The organism is Pseudomonas sp. SG20052, from assembly GCF_031766055.1.
GTDB lineage: Bacteria > Pseudomonadota > Gammaproteobacteria > Pseudomonadales > Pseudomonadaceae > Aquipseudomonas > Aquipseudomonas mandelii.
On record NZ_CP134498.1, the window covers coordinates 5,684,630 to 5,701,398 of the forward strand.

At 59.9% G+C, this 16,769-nt stretch carries 19 protein-coding genes; 12 read left to right on the top strand and 7 right to left on the bottom strand.

All coding sequences use genetic code 11. The annotated features are described in order from the left end of the window. Position 1: 1 nt before the first annotated feature. Positions 2 to 904 carry a TIGR01777 family oxidoreductase gene (locus RHP74_RS26090; RefSeq protein WP_010458241.1) on the bottom strand — a complete coding sequence of 301 codons (903 nt, stop codon included), beginning with the start codon at positions 902 to 904 and terminating at the stop codon, positions 2 to 4. 196 nt (positions 905 to 1,100) lie between these two features. Here RHP74_RS26090 and RHP74_RS26095 point away from each other — a divergent pair, with 196 nt between their 5' ends. From RHP74_RS26095 to RHP74_RS26150, 12 genes are all read left to right on the top strand, one after another. Beyond that, positions 1,101 to 2,087 (top strand): NAD(P)/FAD-dependent oxidoreductase, encoded by a 987-nt coding sequence (locus RHP74_RS26095; protein WP_311096648.1) that lies wholly within the window; start codon positions 1,101 to 1,103, stop codon positions 2,085 to 2,087. Further along, positions 2,084 to 2,299, top strand: coding sequence for a TIGR02450 family Trp-rich protein (locus RHP74_RS26100; RefSeq protein WP_010458245.1), 216 nt, complete (start codon positions 2,084 to 2,086; stop codon positions 2,297 to 2,299). The genes RHP74_RS26095 and RHP74_RS26100 overlap by 4 nt, the downstream gene beginning before the upstream one ends. 203 nt (positions 2,300 to 2,502) lie before the next feature. After that, entirely contained in the window at positions 2,503 to 3,465 is a 963-nt protein-coding gene (locus tag RHP74_RS26105) for a DUF523 and DUF1722 domain-containing protein (RefSeq protein ID WP_010458247.1), read from the top strand. Beyond that, positions 3,465 to 4,406, top strand: coding sequence for a MerR family transcriptional regulator (locus RHP74_RS26110; RefSeq protein WP_311096650.1), 942 nt, complete (start codon positions 3,465 to 3,467; stop codon positions 4,404 to 4,406). The genes RHP74_RS26105 and RHP74_RS26110 overlap by 1 nt, the downstream gene beginning before the upstream one ends. 11 nt (positions 4,407 to 4,417) lie before the next feature. Further along, positions 4,418 to 5,863: a deoxyribodipyrimidine photo-lyase gene (gene phrB, locus RHP74_RS26115; protein WP_311096652.1), complete on the top strand. Its 1,446-nt coding sequence runs from the start codon at positions 4,418 to 4,420 to the stop codon at positions 5,861 to 5,863. Further along, complete coding sequence (locus RHP74_RS26120) at positions 5,856 to 6,278, top strand: nuclear transport factor 2 family protein (protein WP_077749009.1); 423 nt, start codon at positions 5,856 to 5,858, stop codon at positions 6,276 to 6,278. Before phrB ends, RHP74_RS26120 begins: the two co-directional genes overlap by 8 nt. After that, entirely contained in the window at positions 6,275 to 7,057 is a 783-nt protein-coding gene (locus RHP74_RS26125) for an SDR family NAD(P)-dependent oxidoreductase (protein WP_311096654.1), read from the top strand. Before RHP74_RS26120 ends, RHP74_RS26125 begins: the two co-directional genes overlap by 4 nt. After that, positions 7,054 to 8,301, top strand: a complete 1,248-nt coding sequence (locus tag RHP74_RS26130) for an NAD(P)/FAD-dependent oxidoreductase (protein WP_282411258.1) — start codon at positions 7,054 to 7,056, stop codon at positions 8,299 to 8,301. The genes RHP74_RS26125 and RHP74_RS26130 overlap by 4 nt, the downstream gene beginning before the upstream one ends. After that, positions 8,298 to 9,113: a DUF1365 domain-containing protein gene (locus RHP74_RS26135; protein WP_311096655.1), complete on the top strand. Its 816-nt coding sequence runs from the start codon at positions 8,298 to 8,300 to the stop codon at positions 9,111 to 9,113. The genes RHP74_RS26130 and RHP74_RS26135 overlap by 4 nt, the downstream gene beginning before the upstream one ends. Further along, entirely contained in the window at positions 9,100 to 10,371 is a 1,272-nt protein-coding gene (locus RHP74_RS26140) for a cyclopropane-fatty-acyl-phospholipid synthase family protein (RefSeq protein ID WP_077749013.1), read from the top strand. The genes RHP74_RS26135 and RHP74_RS26140 overlap by 14 nt, the downstream gene beginning before the upstream one ends. Next, a complete protein-coding gene (locus RHP74_RS26145; protein ID WP_010458261.1) occupies positions 10,364 to 10,867 on the top strand; it encodes a DUF2878 domain-containing protein in 504 nt (167 codons plus the stop codon). Before RHP74_RS26140 ends, RHP74_RS26145 begins: the two co-directional genes overlap by 8 nt. Before the next feature lie 53 nt (positions 10,868 to 10,920). Continuing rightward, on the top strand, positions 10,921 to 11,226 hold the full coding sequence (locus RHP74_RS26150; protein ID WP_102594936.1) for a YkgJ family cysteine cluster protein: 306 nt from the start codon (positions 10,921 to 10,923) through the stop codon (positions 11,224 to 11,226). A 129-nt stretch (positions 11,227 to 11,355) separates the two neighbouring features. Here the strand turns inward: RHP74_RS26150 and RHP74_RS26155 are convergent, their stop codons facing one another. The 6 genes from RHP74_RS26155 to hemA form a co-directional block, all read right to left on the bottom strand. Next, positions 11,356 to 11,874: an acyloxyacyl hydrolase gene (locus tag RHP74_RS26155; RefSeq protein WP_010458265.1), complete on the bottom strand. Its 519-nt coding sequence runs from the start codon at positions 11,872 to 11,874 to the stop codon at positions 11,356 to 11,358. A 117-nt stretch (positions 11,875 to 11,991) separates the two neighbouring features. Further along, positions 11,992 to 12,783, bottom strand: coding sequence for a glutamate racemase (gene murI, locus RHP74_RS26160; RefSeq protein WP_311096657.1), 792 nt, complete (start codon positions 12,781 to 12,783; stop codon positions 11,992 to 11,994). Further along, entirely contained in the window at positions 12,776 to 13,531 is a 756-nt protein-coding gene (locus RHP74_RS26165) for a molybdopterin-synthase adenylyltransferase MoeB (RefSeq protein ID WP_282411260.1), read from the bottom strand. Before RHP74_RS26165 ends, murI begins: the two co-directional genes overlap by 8 nt. Then, complete coding sequence (gene prmC / locus RHP74_RS26170) at positions 13,525 to 14,355, bottom strand: peptide chain release factor N(5)-glutamine methyltransferase (RefSeq protein WP_172791640.1); 831 nt, start codon at positions 14,353 to 14,355, stop codon at positions 13,525 to 13,527. The genes RHP74_RS26165 and prmC overlap by 7 nt, the downstream gene beginning before the upstream one ends. Next, on the bottom strand, positions 14,356 to 15,438 hold the full coding sequence (gene prfA, locus RHP74_RS26175; protein WP_172791641.1) for a peptide chain release factor 1: 1,083 nt from the start codon (positions 15,436 to 15,438) through the stop codon (positions 14,356 to 14,358). Continuing rightward, positions 15,435 to 16,724, bottom strand: a complete 1,290-nt coding sequence (gene hemA, locus RHP74_RS26180) for a glutamyl-tRNA reductase (protein ID WP_010458274.1) — start codon at positions 16,722 to 16,724, stop codon at positions 15,435 to 15,437. The genes prfA and hemA overlap by 4 nt, the downstream gene beginning before the upstream one ends. Positions 16,725 to 16,769 lie beyond the last annotated feature (45 nt).

The window sequence follows — 16,769 nt, forward strand, 5'->3', positions numbered from 1 at the left end:
TTCAAAGGCGGCTGGACAGGTCGTCCAGGGCCGCGCGCAAATCGGTGAACTGGAACGTGAAACCCGCTTCCAGCAAGCGCGCCGGTACGGCCTTCTGGCCGCCCAGCAACAGCAGTGACAACTCACCCAGGCACACTTTCAAGGCCAAGGCCGGCATCGGCATGAACGCCGGTCGGTGCAGCACGGCGCCCAATGTTTTGGCGAACTCGCGGTTGCGCACCGGTTTTGGCGCGCAGGCATTATATGGACCGCTGGCGTCATTGCGATGCAGAAGAAAATCAATCAGGGCGATTTGATCGTTGATATGAATCCAGGGCATCCACTGCCGACCACTGCCCAAAGGCCCGCCCAGCCCCAGTTTGAATGGCAGCAACAGCCGCGACAAAAAGCCGCCCTCGGCAGACAGCACCAAACCGGTTCGAATCAGGATCACCCGAATACCCATGGCCTCGGCGCGTTGGGCGGTTTCTTCCCAGGCAATGCACAACTGACTGGCGAAATCATCGATGGACGGCGGAGACGCTTCGGTCAGTTCGCGCTCGCCACTGTCGCCGTACCAGCCGATGGCAGAACCCGAGATCAACACCTGCGGTTTCTGCGCGCGGGTCTCGAGCCAGGCCAGCAAGGTTTCGGTCAGGGTGATGCGACTCGCCCAGAGCAAGGCTTTGCGCCTGGACGTCCATGGCCGATCGGCAATGGGCGCGCCCGCCAAATTGATAATTGCGTCCACCGGTTCTTGCCCGAGGTCTTCGAACAACGCGACGCCGCGAACTTGGGCACCGCAGATTTTCGCGACTTTTTCCGGCGTGCGGCTCAAGACTGTCAGGCGATGTCCCTGACTCAACCAGTGTCGGCAGAGTTGACGTCCTATCAAACCAGTACCGCCGGTCAGCAATATGTGCATGACTTCTTCCTCGCGTGGCGTTTTACCCTGATCACTAGTCTATTTTTATAAGCAGGGATCTTTGGTATCGGGCAGTGTCTGTGTTTAACAATAGGCCAAGCTGTCAGATCGAGAACGCTAAAAGTTATACCAAAAAACAATATTGTACAGGTTTAAACCACGGCGTAGTCTGTACAGAAAGGTAAACGAGGCCCCTATGACTGTACCTATCGCAATCATCGGCACCGGCATCGCCGGGCTCTCAGCCGCTCAGGCCCTGACAGAAGTCGGGCACAGTGTTCAACTTTTCGATAAAAGCCGCGGCAGTGGCGGACGCATGTCGAGCAAGCGCTGTGATGCGGGTGCCTTGGACATGGGCGCGCAGTATTTCACTGCCCGCGACCGGCGCTTCGTCACCGAGGTCCAGCGTTGGCAATCCAACGGCTGGGTCGCCGAGTGGACGCCGCAGCTCTACACCTTCCACGGCGGGCAGCTCAACCTGTCGCCGGACGAACAGACACGCTGGGTCGGAACACCGCGCATGAGCGCCATCACCCGCGGCCTGCTCGGCGACCTGGAAGTGCATTTCGCCTGCCGGATCACCGAGGTCTATCGCGGTGAAGAACACTGGCACCTGCAAGACGCAGAAGGCTTCACCCATGGTCCGTTCAGTCATGTGGTGATCGCCACGCCGGCGCCTCAAGCCACGGCACTGCTGGCCTCCGCGCCGAAACTCGCCGGGGCCGCCGCCGGGGTAAAAATGGAGCCAACGTGGGCGGTGGCGCTGGCGTTCGATACGCCGCTGGATACACCCATGGAAGGTTGCTTCGTGCAGGACAGCCCGCTCGACTGGCTGGCGCGCAACCGCAGCAAACCCGGGCGCGACAACACCCTGGATACCTGGGTACTGCATGCGACGAGCGCCTGGAGCCGGCAACATATCGACCTGCCCAAGGAGGCGGTGATCGAGCAACTGCACGGTGCATTTGCCGAGCTGTTGCACAGCGCCATGCCCGCCCCGACCTTTAGCCTCGCGCATCGCTGGCTTTACGCGCGTCCCGCCAGCAGTCACGAATGGGGTGCCTTGGCCGATGCCGACCTGGGACTGTATGTATGCGGCGACTGGTGCCTGTCCGGGCGTGTCGAAGGCGCCTGGCTCAGCGGCCAGGAAGCTGCACGACGGTTACACGAGCACTTGCAGTGAATAGAATCAATCCGAGTAAATTGCTGCTGTCGAAATGGACAGCAGCCCACCCGCGAAACCGCGAGAAACATTTTCTGGTGACCGAACTGTTCCGCGATGAGGAAGGCACGGTGCTGGACGTCGAATTGCAGGCGGTGCTGACCCAACGCAGTGAGCGTCTCCCATGGCAATCGCTGAAAGCCAGCGACGACTGGATACTCGGCTGGAAATAGATCCTGCCCGCGGATGCGGTGTGTCAGCTACCCATGTGTCGCCTGATCCACCGCTATCGCGAGCAAGCCCTCTCCCACAAGGGAATGCAACCCCCTCTCGAAAACCTATACAAATAATTTGACTTGTACACCTTTGAATCTATGATGAAGACAAAGTTGTACAGAGTTACCGCTCTGTACAGGTCTGGATTCGAGGTGTTCCGATGCATGTACAGCCAGCGACTCTACCGAAAATCGCCATCAGCGCCTGCTTGATGGGAGCGGAGGTGCGTTTCAACGGTGGGCACAAGGAATCGCGCCTGTGCAGCCGAACCCTCACCGACTATTTCGAGTTCGTACCGGTGTGCCCTGAAGTCGCCATTGGCCTGGGTATCCCTCGCGAACCGATCCGCCTGATCGGCGACCCCGAACATCCCGAAGCCGTTGGCACCGTCAACCCTGAGACCAACGTCACCCGGCCGCTCGCCGAGTACGGTCAGAAAATGGCTGCGGAGCTGGACGATATCTGCGGCTACATCTTTATGCAGAAATCCCCTTCCTGCGGCCTCGAGCGGGTCAAGGTCTACCAGGCCAACGGGTCGCCGGTGGACGGAGGTGGACGTGGTATCTACGCCCAAGCGTTCTGCGCCCTGCACCCCGACTTACCGGTGGAAGAAGATGGCCGCCTCAACGACCCGGTATTGCGCGAAAACTTCCTGACCCGCGTGTTCGCCTACAGCGCCTGGCAGCAGCTATTGCGAGAAGGGGTGACACGACGCGGCCTCATAGAATTTCACTCGCGCTACAAATACTTGCTGATGGCCCATAACCCCTTGCAATACAAAACCCTGGGCAACCTGCTGGGCAACATGGGCCAGACCGATCCTGCGGAACTCGGCCCGCGCTATTTCAGCGAACTGATGGCGGCATTGAAAAAATGCGCGACGCGGCGTACCCACACCAACGTCCTGCAGCACATCAGCGGTTATCTCAAGCAATTCATCAGCCCTGAAGACAAGCAGGAAATGCAGCACGTCATCGGCCAGTACCGGCACGGCATCGTGCCGTTGGTGGTGCCGCTGACGCTGCTCAAACACTATTTCCGTCAACACCCGGATCCGTACATCGCGCAGCAGGTTTACCTTCAGCCGCACCCGGAAAACCTCAGCCTGCGAAACGCCATCTAATGAAAAGCCCAATCGACACCAGCGCCAGCGAAGACCTTGGCGCCGACTTCAAGAAAGCCCTGGACGAAGGCTGGTTGCCGATTCGCGAAGTGGCGCGCCAGACTGGCGTGAACGCCGTGACCCTGCGTGCCTGGGAACGTCGTTACGGGCTGATCGTGCCCCAGCGCACGCCCAAGGGGCATCGCCTGTTCTCTGCCGAACACGTACAACGGATTTTGACCATCCTCACCTGGCTCAATCGCGGCGTGGCCGTCAGTCAGGTCAAGCATCTGCTCGACACGCCCCAGGCCTTTACCGAAACCGTCGAAAACGATTGGCAAGTGCTGGGCCAGACATTGCTGCAAGCGGTGACCCAGCTCAATGAACGCACGCTGGATGACACCGTCAATCAAGCCATGGCGCTGTATCCGCCTCGTACCTTGTGCGAACAACTGCTGATGCCGTTGCTGGCGGAGCTGGAGCAACGCTGGCAGGGCCAGTTCGGCGCGCAGATGGAGCGGGTGTTTTTCTTTTCCTGGCTGCGTAGCAAATTCGGCGCACGCATCTACCATAACAACCGTCAGTTACGTACCGCGCCCTTGCTATTGATCAATCACTCGGACCAGCCACTGGAACCTTGCCTGTGGCTGACCGCGTGGCTGATCAGCAGCGCCGATTGCCCGGTGGAGGTCTTCGACTGGCCGCTGCCGCCGGGCGAACTCGCGCTGGCGGTCGATCACCTGCAAGCCCGCGGCGTACTGCTGTATTCCAGCAAAGCCATGAACATTTCGCAGCTGCCGAAACTTTTGAATGGCGTCAGTTGCCCAAAAATGATTGCCGGACCAACGGTATGCATCCACCACGCCGAGCTGTCCGCAAAAACGTCCGAGAGTGTTGATTTGTTCCTGGCTGAAGACCCGCTATCGGCTCACCAGGAACTGGTCAAGCGTGGGCTTATTTAATGGACACTTCCATGCATTTGATCTGGTTGCGTAGCGACTTGCGCCTGCACGACAACACCGCCCTCTCGGCTGCTGCCGCTCGCGGCCCGACGGTGGCCGTGTACCTGTTGAGCCCGGCGCAATGGCTGGAACACGATGACGCGCCGTGCAAAGTGGATTTCTGGCTGCGCAATCTGGGTGAACTGAGCGACGCGCTGGGCGAACTGAACATTCCCCTTTTGGTCCGCCACGCCCCTCGCTGGGATGAAGCGCCGCAGGTTTTGCTCAAGCTGTGTCAGCAATTAAACGCGGAGGCGGTGCACGTCAACGAGGAATACGGGGTTCATGAAAGCCGTCGCGATACGGCAGTCGCCGAAACGCTCAAGGCCCATGGCATCGACTTCTTCAGCTACCTCGATCAGTTGTTGTTCAAACCGGGAACCGTGTTGACCAAGACTGGCACCTACTTCCAGGTCTTCAGCCAGTTCCGCAAAGTCTGTTACGAACGTCTGCACCGGTCGCTTCCGGGACGGGTGGCCAAACCGGCCGTACAGGATCCGTTGCCCATCAGCAGTGACGACATTCCATCGAGTGTTAAAGGGTTCGACATGCCCAGCGAGAGCTTGCGCCAGCTCTGGCCCGCAGGCGAAGCCGAAGCTCAACGCCGTCTCGACACCTTCGCCGACGCACAAATCGATTACTACAAAAGCGAGCGCGACTTCCCGGCCAAACCCGGCACCAGCCAGCTCTCGGCTTACCTCGCTGCCGGGGTGATTTCCCCGCGTCAGTGTTTGCACGCCGCCCTGCACAGCAATCAAGGCGAGTTCGAAAGCGGCAAGGTGGGCGCGGTCACCTGGATCAACGAGTTGCTGTGGCGCGAGTTCTACAAACACATTCTGGTGGGCTACCCACGGGTCTCGCGTCACCGTGCCTTCCGCCCGGAAACCGAAGCCCTGGCCTGGCGCGACGCCCCGGAAGAACTGCTGGCCTGGCAGCAAGCCCGTACCGGCCTGCCGATCATCGACGCAGCGATGCGTCAATTGCTCGAAACCGGCTGGATGCACAACCGCTTGCGCATGGTGGTGGCGATGTTCCTGACCAAGAACCTGCTGATCGACTGGCGCGAAGGCGAACGCTTTTTCATGCGCCACTTGATCGACGGTGACCTGGCGGCGAACAACGGTGGCTGGCAGTGGAGTTCGTCCACGGGCACTGACTCGGCCCCTTATTTCCGTATTTTCAATCCGCTGAGCCAATCGGAGAAATTCGACGCTGAAGGCGTGTTCATCAAGCACTGGCTGCCGGAACTGGCTGGGCTGAACAAAAAAGACGTGCACAACCCGGCGAACGTCGGCGGTCTGTTCGGCGTGGCGGATTATCCGTCGCCGATCGTCAACCTGAGCACTTCGCGCCAGCGAGCCTTGGCCGCGTTCAAGAACTTGCCCTCGCGACACGATGCCGGAGGCGCTCATGAGTGATTTCCTGCGGCAGTTTGCCCGGCAATTCGCGCAGCTGGATAAAAACAGTTTGCAACGCCTCGGCGAGCTGTACACCGAAGACGTGCACTTCACCGATCCGCTGCATGAAGTGCAAGGGCTCGGACAGTTGCGCAGCTACTTCACGGAGCTCTACGCCAACGTCACCGAACTGCGTTTCGATTTTCACGGTTTCGACCAGACCGGCGAAGGTCAAGGTTATCTGCGCTGGGTCATGAGTTACCGCCATCCGCGCCTGAGTGGCGGCCAGTTGATTCGTGTCGACGGCTGCTCGTACCTGCTCTGGCGCGACAAGGTTTATCGTCACCGGGATTACTTCGATGCCGGGGCACTGCTTTACGAACATTTACCCGTATTGGGTCGGGCGATTGCCTGGCTGAAAAGGAGAATGGGATGAGTCTTACAACTCCACGGCGATACTGGCTGACGGGTGCCAGCAGCGGCATCGGCGCCTCGCTGGCTGAAGAAATCCTCAAAACCGGTGCTCATCTGGCCGTGAGCTCGCGCTCTACAGCGGTGCTGAAAGTCTTGTCCCTGCGTTATCCGGGGCAAGTGCTGGTCGTGCCCGGCGATTTGACGAGCAGTCAGGCGGTGCGCGAAATCGGCGAACAGATCGCCCATGAATGGGGCTCGCTGGACACGGTGATCCTCAACGCCGGCACGTGCGAATACGTCGACGTCAAGCAGTTCGATTCCTCGATCGTCGAACACGTGGTGCGCACCAACCTGCTCGCGAGCGCCTATTGCATCGAGGCCGCGTTGCCCTTGTTGCGCAAGGGCACCGCGCCGCATCTGGTGGGCGTCGCCAGTTCGGTGACCTACCTGCCGCTGCCACGGGCCGAAGCCTATGGCGCGTCGAAGGCCGGGCTGCGTTATCTGTTCGAATCCCTGCGCATCGATCTTGCGCCGGAAGGCATCGAAGTCACGGTGGTCAGCCCGGGGTTTGTCGAGACCCCGCTGACGGCGAAAAACGACTTCCCGATGCCGCTCAGTTGGCCAGTGGCGAAAGCCGCCCGGCACATCTTCGCCAAACTCAAGAACCGTCCCCTGGAGATCGCTTTTCCGGGGCTGTTCATGGCGGCTCTCTGGCCCCTGTCGAAAATGCCCAATTGCGTGAAACTGGCCATCGGCAAACGCATGGTGCGCAGCAGCCCACCGATCAGGGACGTGCCGTGAACATTGCGATCATTGGCAGCGGAATCTCTGGGCTCACCAGCGCCTACCTGCTCAATCGCAGGCATGAGATCACCCTGTTCGAGGCCAGCGACTGGATCGGCGGGCACACCCATACCGTGGACGTGACCGTGGATGACCAGCGCTACGCCGTGGACACTGGTTTCATTGTGTTCAACGACTGGACCTACCCGAATTTCATTCGCCTGCTCGGCCAGATCGGCGTGGAGTCGAAACCGACTGAAATGAGTTTTTCAGTGAAGGATCCGGACTCGGGCCTGGAATACAACGGCAATAACCTCAACAGCTTGTTTGCCCAACGGCGAAATCTGTTGTCACCCGGCTTCTGGGGCATGTTGCGCGATATCCAGCGCTTCAACAAAGAGGCGCAGCGTGACCTGGCCGAGGGTCGGATCGCCGCCGACACCACGCTGGACGACTATCTGAAAAACGGCCGCTATGGCGAACGCTTCATCCTGCATTACATCGTGCCGATGGGCGCAGCAATCTGGTCGATGTCCATGGCTGACATGTTGGGTTTCCCATTGCAATCTTTCGTCAGGTTTTTCAAGAATCATGGACTGCTGTCCATCAGCAATCGTCCGCAGTGGCGGGTGATCGAAGGGGGTTCGAGCGCTTACATCGAGCCACTGACGGCGACGTTCAAACAGAACATCCGACTCAACTGCCCCGTCACCCGGGTCGAGCGTGATGAACAAGGCGTCATTATCCACAGCGCCGCCGGCAGCGAACGATTCGATAAAGTGGTGTTTGCCTGCCACAGCGATCAGGCCCTGCAACTGCTGGCCAAGCCGAGCGATGCCGAACAATCGATCCTCAGCGCCCTGCCCTACGCCGACAACGAAGTGGTGCTGCACACCGACACACGCCTGCTACCCACCCGAAAACTCGCGTGGGCCAGCTGGAATTACCGCCTCGGTGGCCCAGGCCATACACGGGCCGCCGTTACCTACGACATGAATATCCTGCAAGGCATCCAGAGCGACACCACGTTCTGCGTCAGCCTCAACCAGAGCGCTGGCATCGACCCGAGTAAAGTGCTCGCCAGATTCACTTACGCCCATCCGCAATTCAGCCTGGCGGCCGTTGCTGCGCAAAGCCGTTGGGAGGAACTGGACGGCGCGCAACACACTTATTATTGCGGCGCCTATTGGGCCAACGGTTTCCATGAAGACGGCGTGGTCAGCGCGTTGCGCGTTGCTCGCTCGTTTGGTGAAGTGTTGTGAACAGCGCCCTCTACAGCGGCTGGATCTCGCATCGGCGGTTCGCCCCAAAGCCTCATGCCTTCCGTTACCGGATCGGTCTGTTGTACCTGGACCTCGACGAACAGGAGGCCGTGTTCGACCTGTCGCCGTTCTCGGGCAACCGTCGCTTTGCACCGTTCTCGTTTCGCGAGAGCGATTACCTCAAAACCTATACCGGCAGCGGCATGCGCCTGATTGACGCGGTGCGCCAGCTCGTCGGCCAGGCCATCGGTCATGCGCCCCAAGGCTCGATCTGCCTGCTGACCCAGCCGCGCAGTTGGGGTTTGTCGTTCAACCCGGTGAGTTTTTTCTACTGCCATGAGGCTGACGGGCAACTGGCGGCGATTCTTTGCGAAGTCACCAACACCCCGTGGCGCGAGCGTTATCACTATGTATTGCCGGCCAAGGCCCCGGAGAATCTCGGCGATTTCCATCAACATTTTGCCGTGGCGAAGGCGTTTCACGTTTCGCCGTTTCTACCGCCAGACCTGGAATACCGCATGAGTTTCAGCCCCGCCGCGAAACGGCTCGGCGTGCACATGGCGGACTGGCAGGGCGAGCTGAAGTTGTTCGACGCCACGCTCAGCTTGAAACGCCAGGCACTGGACCGTGCCAGCCTGCATCGTTACTTGCGGCGCTTTCCATGGATGACGGCGAAAACCTGCCTGGCGATCTATTGGCAGGCCCTGCGCCTGCTGCTCAAGCGCGCACCGATATTTGCTCATCAGGCTGCCGTTGGCAGCGTTCAAACCGCCATCGTTCCTCCCAAGGATCACCGTCATGAAATCCTCTAGCGCCTCGGCCAAAGTCAATCTGCTCAGCACCAACGGCCTGACCGGATCGTTGCTGCGCCGTGGTGTACTGCGGCAACTCACGCAGCTCAAACATGGACAACTGGTGGTCATCGAAAACGGCGAACGACAAGTTTTCGGGACCGCAGGCAGCCCATTGATCGGGGAGATCCATATCCTCGACGCGGCGGCGTGGGGGCTGGTGGCGGGTAACGGCTCGATCGGCGCTGGCGAAGCGTTTATCCACGGTTATTGGAGCTCGCCGGACTTGACCGCGGTGGTTCGCGTGTTCGTCAGTAACCTTGAGGTGCTGGATGCGCTGGAGGGTGGCCTGGCGAAACTCGGCCGCCCTTTCGTTCAAGCGCTGCACTGGCTCAATCGCAACACGCGCAAGGGTTCGCAGAAAAACATCGCCGCCCACTACGATCTGGGCAACGACCTGTTCGAACAGTTTCTCGACCCCACCATGATGTATTCCGCCGCACAGTTCCTGACGGACGAAGACAGCCTGGAACAGGCGCAGTTGAACAAGCTGGAACGGATCTGCCAGAAACTCGCGCTCAAACCCAGTGATCACTTGCTGGAAATCGGCACCGGTTGGGGCAGCATGGCGCTTTACGCGGCGCAGCATTACGGCTGCAAGGTCACCACCACCACGCTTTCAAAAGAACAGTACGCCTTCACTGCCCAACGCATTGAAGCCCTCGGCCTGCAAGACCAGGTCACGCTGCTGCTCAAGGATTACCGCGACCTCACCGGGCAGTACGACAAACTGGTGTCGATCGAGATGATCGAAGCGGTCGGCCATCGCTTCCTGCCGGTCTATTTCAAGCAATGCGCGCAGTTGCTCAAAAGCAACGGCTTGATGCTGTTGCAGGCCATCACCATCCGCGAACAGCGCTACGAACAGGCCAAGGGCAGCGTCGATTTCATTCAGCGTTACATTTTTCCTGGCGGTGCCCTGCCCTGTGTGCAGAAGATGCTGGAAGTCATCAGCCGCGACACCGACATGAATTTGCTGCACATGGAGGATTTCGGCCTGCACTACGCCCGAACCCTGCGCCTGTGGCATGAGAATTTTCGCCGAGCCCAGGGCCGCTTGAGCGAGTTGGGCTACGACGATTATTTCCTGCGGTTGTGGGAATTTTATCTGTGCTACTGCGAAGGGGGGTTTCTGGAGCGCACCATCGGCACCGCGCAAATGGTGCTGGCCAAACCCTCGGCAATGCCCGCGCCGCTGCTAGGGCGCTTCGATGCGTGAGCGCTTGGCCAATGCCGCACTGTTTCAGCTCGGCTGGTTTGCCTGTGTGATGGGCGGCGACAGTTTATGGTTGCTGGTGGCGTTGGCGGTACTGGTGATTCATCTGCTGTGGATAAGTCGCTGGGCGGATGAAGGCCGACTGATTCTCAGCGTTGTGCTGCTGGGCACCACCGTCGACAGTTCGTTGCGCTGGCTTGGTGTGTTCGATTTCGCCGACGTCGCGCCCTTGATCCCGCTGTGGCTGATGCTGTTGTGGGCGTTACTGGCAACCACGTTGCGCCACTGCCTGCAATGGACCGCCAAACCTTGGTGGCTCGGCAGCCTGCTGGGCGCCGTGGGTGGGCCATTGTCGTATTACGCCGGTGGACAACTGGCCGGCGTGCAGTTTCCTTACGGTCAGGTGCCCACGCTGCTGGGTATCGGCCTGCTCTGGGCCATGCTGTTCCCAACGCTGCATTTCATGGCGCAACGGCTGGCGGCGGACACCCGCAGCTAAGCGTCCGTCAGGCCTTTAACACAGCCAGGGCCCACTGCCTTACACTGCCCGCCATGAAAACCATTCCCCACACGCAAATCACCGAACCGGCCGTCACGTGCTCGACTTGCGCAGCCTGTTGCTGCCAGCTCGAAGTCATGCTGATCACCGACACGGGCGTGCCTGAACGTTTTATCGATACCGATGATTGGGGCGGGGAAGTCATGCTGCGTCTGGATGACGGCTGGTGCGCTGCGCTGGACCGCAACAGCATGATGTGCACCATCTACGAAAAGCGCCCGCTGATCTGCCGGGAGTTCGAGATGGGCGCACCGGAGTGCCTCGAAGAGCGCCAGGGGATTACCACGGCGTATCGCTGAATTTGAAGTCGACGCACATCCAGTGTGGGAGCGAACCTGCTCGCGATGGCTTCCTGTCAGTCAACACTGTTGCTGAATGGCAGACCGCAATTGCGAGCAGGCTCGCTCCCACACTTAAAGGAGCGAGTCTCAGAGCGGCATCGTGTAGTGCAGCGCGTAACTTTCTACACCGTTGTTCGGGCTACTGAGCCCGGCATTGGAATAGTGCGTCGCACGAATGCCGACTTCATGTCCACCGGTAAAGCGCAGGCCAAAACCGAACCGGTCTTCAAACTGAAAAGCACTGCCGAGTTGATTGTTTTCGACTTCGGTATTGGCGAATACCGCGACGCCAACGCCCAACTCCACATAAGGCTTGACGGTCTGGCCAGCAAATTCGTAAACCAACACCGGCGCGAACGACAGGCTGTGGTTGCTGGAGGTCTTGTCGCCGTCCCAATAGGTGTAGGCACCGCTCCAGTACCCCGTCAAACGACCGATATCACTCTGCAACCAGCTCTTGTCCCAATCGAATTGCATGCCCAATCGATAGGTCATGGTCGACTCGCTGGTCTGTCCGACCGCGAATTCCACGCCTGCCGCCTGCGCGGTAAAACTGTGCCCCATCAGTGCGGCCGCAATCGCGGCCAAGCAGAATAGTCGCTTCACTAGAAACATCCTTTTCCGAACGATTTCATATGGTTTTTTTGTTGCTCACCGCTATAGAAGTCGACGATTAATCAGAAGTTCAGCCCAATTATTCGTTTTCGCCTACTTTTTTTTTAGTTATCTATCGAAGCTTTGCACAACACCGCCGCTGTTCCACAGCGTCGGCAAAATAGTCCTGAAATGCTCCGGATCGGCACTCGTCCAGAACTGCGCAGCACGTGCCGGCCCCTCGGCAAGTAACTCACGCTCGGCCAACAAACGCTGGAGTTGCCGCGCAACAGCGGCACCGGTGTCGATCAAGCTGATGTCTTCAGGGATCATCTGCTTAAGCAATGGCTTTAGGAAGGGATAATGCGTGCAGCCCAGAATTATCGTGTCGCACCCGGCGCCGAGCAGCGGCCCGACGTACCCGGCCAGCAACTGACGCAATGCCTCGCTGTGCAGATCGCCGTTTTCAATCAGCTCCACCAGGCCGGGGCACGGCTGAGTTATAACGCGTACATCAGTGGCGAAACGATCGAGCAACGCCGCGAACTTGGCGCTCTGCAACGTGCCAGTGGTGGCAAGTACGCCGACCACACCACTGCGGGTGGCGGCAGCGGCAGGTTTGACGGCGGGCTCCATGCCGACGATGGGCCACGCAGGGAAATCGCGCCGCAAGTCCGCAACACCGGCGACGGTCGCCGTGTTGCAGGCCAGCACCAAGGCCTTCGCGCCCTGCTGCTGAAAAAATTCGGCCATCACGCTGCAACGCTGCTGGATGAATTCAGGGGTTTTTTCGCCGTAGGGAACATTGCCGCAATCGGCGACGTACAGCAGCGACTCGTTGGGCAGCAAACGCTGGACCTCGGCCAATACCGAAAGCCCACCGACGCCGGAGTCGAATACGCCGATTGGCGCTTCACGCATGTTTTGAACCACAGACGCTGCAGCCAGGATCGCGCTTGACCCGCAATTCACGGAAGCGCGAGCCCAGGGCATCGATCAGCAACAGGCGCCCCACCAATGGCTCACCGAAACCCACCAGCAGTTTCAGGGCTTCCAGCGCCTGGAGGCTGCCCACCAGCCCAACCAGTGGACCGACAACACCGGCCTCACTGCAGGTCAATTCGGCTTCGCTGCCGTGACCGTATAGACAGTGGTAGCACGGGCTTTCCGGGCGTCGCGGGTCAAACACCGACAATTGCCCTTCGAGGCGAATCGCCGCGCCGCTGACCAGCGGTTTGCTGGCAGTAACGCAGGCCGCGTTGACCGCTTCACGAGTCGAGAAATTATCGGAACAGTCCAGCACCAGATCCACCGCCGCCACGGCGGCCGCCAGGGAATCTTCGTCCAGTGCGGTGCGATGGGCGATCAGTTGGATCTCGGGATTGATCGCGCTCAGTCGGCGGATCGCTGAATCGACCTTGCTCAAGCCGACGCTGTCAGTGTCGTGAACGATCTGGCGTTGCAGATTGGTCAGGTCGACCGTATCGAAATCCGCCAGGTGCAGCTCGCCGACACCGGCCGCGGCCAAATACAGCGCCACCGGTGAGCCAAGACCGCCGAGACCGACGATCAATACGCGGCTTTCTTTCAGCCGCAACTGGCCGTCGATATCGACGTGTTGCAACAGAATCTGCCGGCTATAGCGCAACAACTCCTGATCATTCAGCACGGCAGGCGCCCCAGGCTGATACGTTCGTGACCGCCCAGATCGGTGCGGCTGTGGACTGCTTCAAAGCCGCGGCTCAACAGCAAGTCGCGCACGGCTTCGGCTTGATCGTAACCGTGCTCGAGCATCAGCCAGCCACCCGCTTCCAGATAATCCGGCGCCTGGGCGACGATCAGGCGCAGATCATCGAGCCCGTCGATGCCAGCCACCAGAGCGCTGGCTGGTTCGAAGCGCACATCGCCTTCTACCAGATGCGGGTCGGCGGAGGCGATGTACGGCGGGTTGCTGATGATCAGATGAAAACGCTGACCTTCCAGGGCGCTGAACCAATGGCTGCTCAGTACCGTGGCATTGTTCAAGTGCAGGCGCTGACGATTGCGTTCGGCCAGCGCCACGGCCTCGAGTATGCGATCCACCGCAGTGACTTTCCACGCCGGACGCTCGCTGGCCAAAGCCAGGGCAATGGCGCCGCTGCCGGTGCCAAGATCGAGCACTTGGGCCGGTGTGGCTGGCAGCAATTCCAGCGCCGCTTCCACCAGCAGTTCGGTATCCGGGCGCGGGATCAGCGTGTGCGGCGCGACTTCCAGATCAAGCTTCCAGAACCCTTGCTGCCCCAGAATGTAGGCCACCGGCTCACCGCCGCGACGACGTTGCAGGTACTCGGCAAACTTCAGCGCGGCTTCGCTCGGCACAATGCGTTCCGGCCAGGTGTGCAGAAAGCTGCGGGACTTGCCCAAGGCCGCGGCCAGCAATAATTCGGCATCCAGACGCGCCGTGGGCGAGTCGGGCAAATCGGCGGCGCGCAACAAACTGGCAATGATCGTCATTTACTCACCTATCGCTGCCAATTGATCGGCCTGGAACTCGGCCAGTAACGGTTCAATCACGGCCTCGACGCCGCCCGCTAGGATTTCGTCGAGGGAATACAGCGTCAGGTTGACCCGGTGGTCGGTCACCCGGCCCTGGGCAAAGTTGTAGGTGCGGATGCGCTCGGAGCGATCGCCCGAACCGACCAGCAGCTTACGCTCGCTGGCGATGGCGTTCGCGGCGGCGCTGGTTTGTTGATCGTTGAGCTTGGCCGACAACCAGGACATCGCCCGGGCGCGGTTCTTGTGTTGCGAGCGTTCTTCCTGGCATTCGACGACGATACCGGACGGCAAGTGCGTGATGCGGATCGCCGAGTCGGTCTTGTTGACGTGCTGGCCGCCGGCCCCGGAGGAACGATAGGTATCGACCCGCAGATCCGCCGGGTTGATCTCGATCGTTTCCTGCTCATCCGGCTCAGGCAACACCGCCACGGTGCAGGCCGAGGTGTGGATGCGACCCTGGGATTCGGTGGCCGGAACCCGTTGCACGCGGTGCACGCCGGATTCGAACTTCAGTTTGCCGTAGACGTTTTCGCCTTCAACACGGGCGATGACTTCTTTATAGCCGCCGTGCTCACCGATGTTCTCCGAGAGAATTTCCACCCGCCAGCCACGCCGCTCGGCATAACGCGAATACATACGGAACAGGTCGCCGGAAAAAATCGCCGCTTCGTCACCGCCGGTGCCGGCACGGATTTCGAGGAACACGTTGCGCCCGTCATTCGGGTCCTTGGGTAGCAGCATGCGTTGCAGGCTGGCTTCGATGTCGATCAGTTGCTCTTTGGCTTCGCGAACTTCTTCCACGGCCATTTCGCGCATGTCCGGGTCGCTGTCCTTGAGCAGTGCCTGGGCGCCTTCGAGGTCGCCTTGCACTTTGAGCAGCTGTTTATAGGTGGCGACAATCGGTTCGACTTCCGCGTATTCCTTGGAATAGGTGCGGAATTTGTTCTGATCGGAAATGACTTCGCCATCGCCAAGCAGGGCGGTCAATTCCTCGAAACGGTCCTGGAGGATGTCCAGCTTATTGAGCAGTGACGCTTTCATTGCGGTTTCTTATCCGAAAAGCTATCCGATGAGCCCTCATTCAGGGCAAAGAGTTCCTGGGCCATGGCCAGCGCATCGAGGCGGCCTTCGGCAGAAAGCTTTTTCAACTGCACACTCGGGGCGTGCAAAAGTTTGTTGGTCAGGCCACGCGCCAATTGCACCAGCACCTCTTCGGGGCTGCTGCCATTGGCCAGCATGCGCTGGGCCTTCTGCAATTCTTCGTCGCGCATGCGCTCGCTTTGTTGGCGATAGGCCTTGAGCACATCCACCGCCGCCAGTTCACGCAGGCGGACCATGAAATCTTCGGCACCGACCAAGACCATATCTTCCGCCGCCTGGGCAGCGCCCTGCCGGCTCTTGAGGTTCTCGGCGACCACTTCGTGGAGATCGTCGACGCTATAGAGGTAAACGTCGTCCAACTCGCCGACTTCCGGCTCGATATCCCGAGGAACAGCGATGTCTACCATGAAGATCGGTTTGTGCTTGCGCAGTTTCAACGCGCTTTCCACGGCGCCTTTGCCAAGGATCGGCAACTGGCTGGCAGTGGAACTGATCACGATGTCGCTGCGCACCAGCTCTGCCGGGATGTCCGAGAGCAAAACGGCATGGGCACCAAACTGCTCGGCAAGGATGCTCGCGCGTTCCAGGGTTCGGTTGGCGACCACAATGCGCTTTACACCCAGTTCATGCAGGTGGCGGGCGACCAGGGTGATGGTCTCTCCGGCGCCAATCAGCAAGGCCTGGCTGCGCTGTAAATCGCTGAAAATCTGTTTCGCCAGGCTGACCGCGGCAAACGCCACGGACACCGGGTTCTCGCCGATGGCCGTGTCGGTGCGCACTTGCTTGGCCGCGTTGAACGTCGCTTGAAACAAGCGCCCGAGCAGCGGACCGATGGTGCCGGCCTCACGCGCCACGGCGTAGGCCGATTTCATCTGGCCGAGGATCTGCGGTTCGCCCAACACCAGCGAATCGAGCCCGGAAGCCACCCGCATCATGTGACGAACTGCCGCATCATCTTCGTGCACATAAGCGCTCGCACGCAGCTCTTCGAGGCTCAAATGATGATAATCGGCCAGCCAGCGCAAGATGATGTCAGCCGAAAGGTGATCCTGTTCTATATAGAGTTCACTGCGATTGCAGGTGGAGAGGATCGCAGCTTCGCGGCTGTCGGTAAGTCGGCAGAGCTGCTGCAAGGCCTCCACCAGCTGCTCAGGGGTAAAGGCCACGCGCTCGCGGACGTCTACTGAAGCAGTCTTGTGGTTGATACCGAGTGCAAGGAAGGCCATTCAAGGTCGCTGATGGTGACGTGAAGCCGGCAATTGTCCTACTTC

Excerpts from the sequence above, each read along its gene's own strand:
- RHP74_RS26090 (WP_010458241.1), bottom strand. The coding sequence starts at position 904 with ATGCACATATTGCTGACCGGCGGTACTGGTTTGATAGGACGTCAACTC.
- RHP74_RS26095 (WP_311096648.1), top strand. The coding sequence starts at position 1,101 with ATGACTGTACCTATCGCAATCATCGGCACCGGCATCGCCGGGCTCTCA.
- RHP74_RS26105 (WP_010458247.1), top strand. The coding sequence starts at position 2,503 with ATGCATGTACAGCCAGCGACTCTACCGAAAATCGCCATCAGCGCCTGC.
- RHP74_RS26110 (WP_311096650.1), top strand. The coding sequence starts at position 3,465 with ATGAAAAGCCCAATCGACACCAGCGCCAGCGAAGACCTTGGCGCCGAC.
- phrB (WP_311096652.1), top strand. The coding sequence starts at position 4,418 with ATGCATTTGATCTGGTTGCGTAGCGACTTGCGCCTGCACGACAACACC.
- RHP74_RS26120 (WP_077749009.1), top strand. The coding sequence starts at position 5,856 with ATGAGTGATTTCCTGCGGCAGTTTGCCCGGCAATTCGCGCAGCTGGAT.
- RHP74_RS26125 (WP_311096654.1), top strand. The coding sequence starts at position 6,275 with ATGAGTCTTACAACTCCACGGCGATACTGGCTGACGGGTGCCAGCAGC.
- RHP74_RS26140 (WP_077749013.1), top strand. The coding sequence starts at position 9,100 with ATGAAATCCTCTAGCGCCTCGGCCAAAGTCAATCTGCTCAGCACCAAC.
- RHP74_RS26145 (WP_010458261.1), top strand. The coding sequence starts at position 10,364 with ATGCGTGAGCGCTTGGCCAATGCCGCACTGTTTCAGCTCGGCTGGTTT.
- RHP74_RS26150 (WP_102594936.1), top strand. The coding sequence starts at position 10,921 with ATGAAAACCATTCCCCACACGCAAATCACCGAACCGGCCGTCACGTGC.
- murI (WP_311096657.1), bottom strand. The coding sequence starts at position 12,783 with ATGCGTGAAGCGCCAATCGGCGTATTCGACTCCGGCGTCGGTGGGCTT.
- prmC (WP_172791640.1), bottom strand. The coding sequence starts at position 14,355 with ATGACGATCATTGCCAGTTTGTTGCGCGCCGCCGATTTGCCCGACTCG.
- prfA (WP_172791641.1), bottom strand. The coding sequence starts at position 15,438 with ATGAAAGCGTCACTGCTCAATAAGCTGGACATCCTCCAGGACCGTTTC.
- hemA (WP_010458274.1), bottom strand. The coding sequence starts at position 16,724 with ATGGCCTTCCTTGCACTCGGTATCAACCACAAGACTGCTTCAGTAGAC.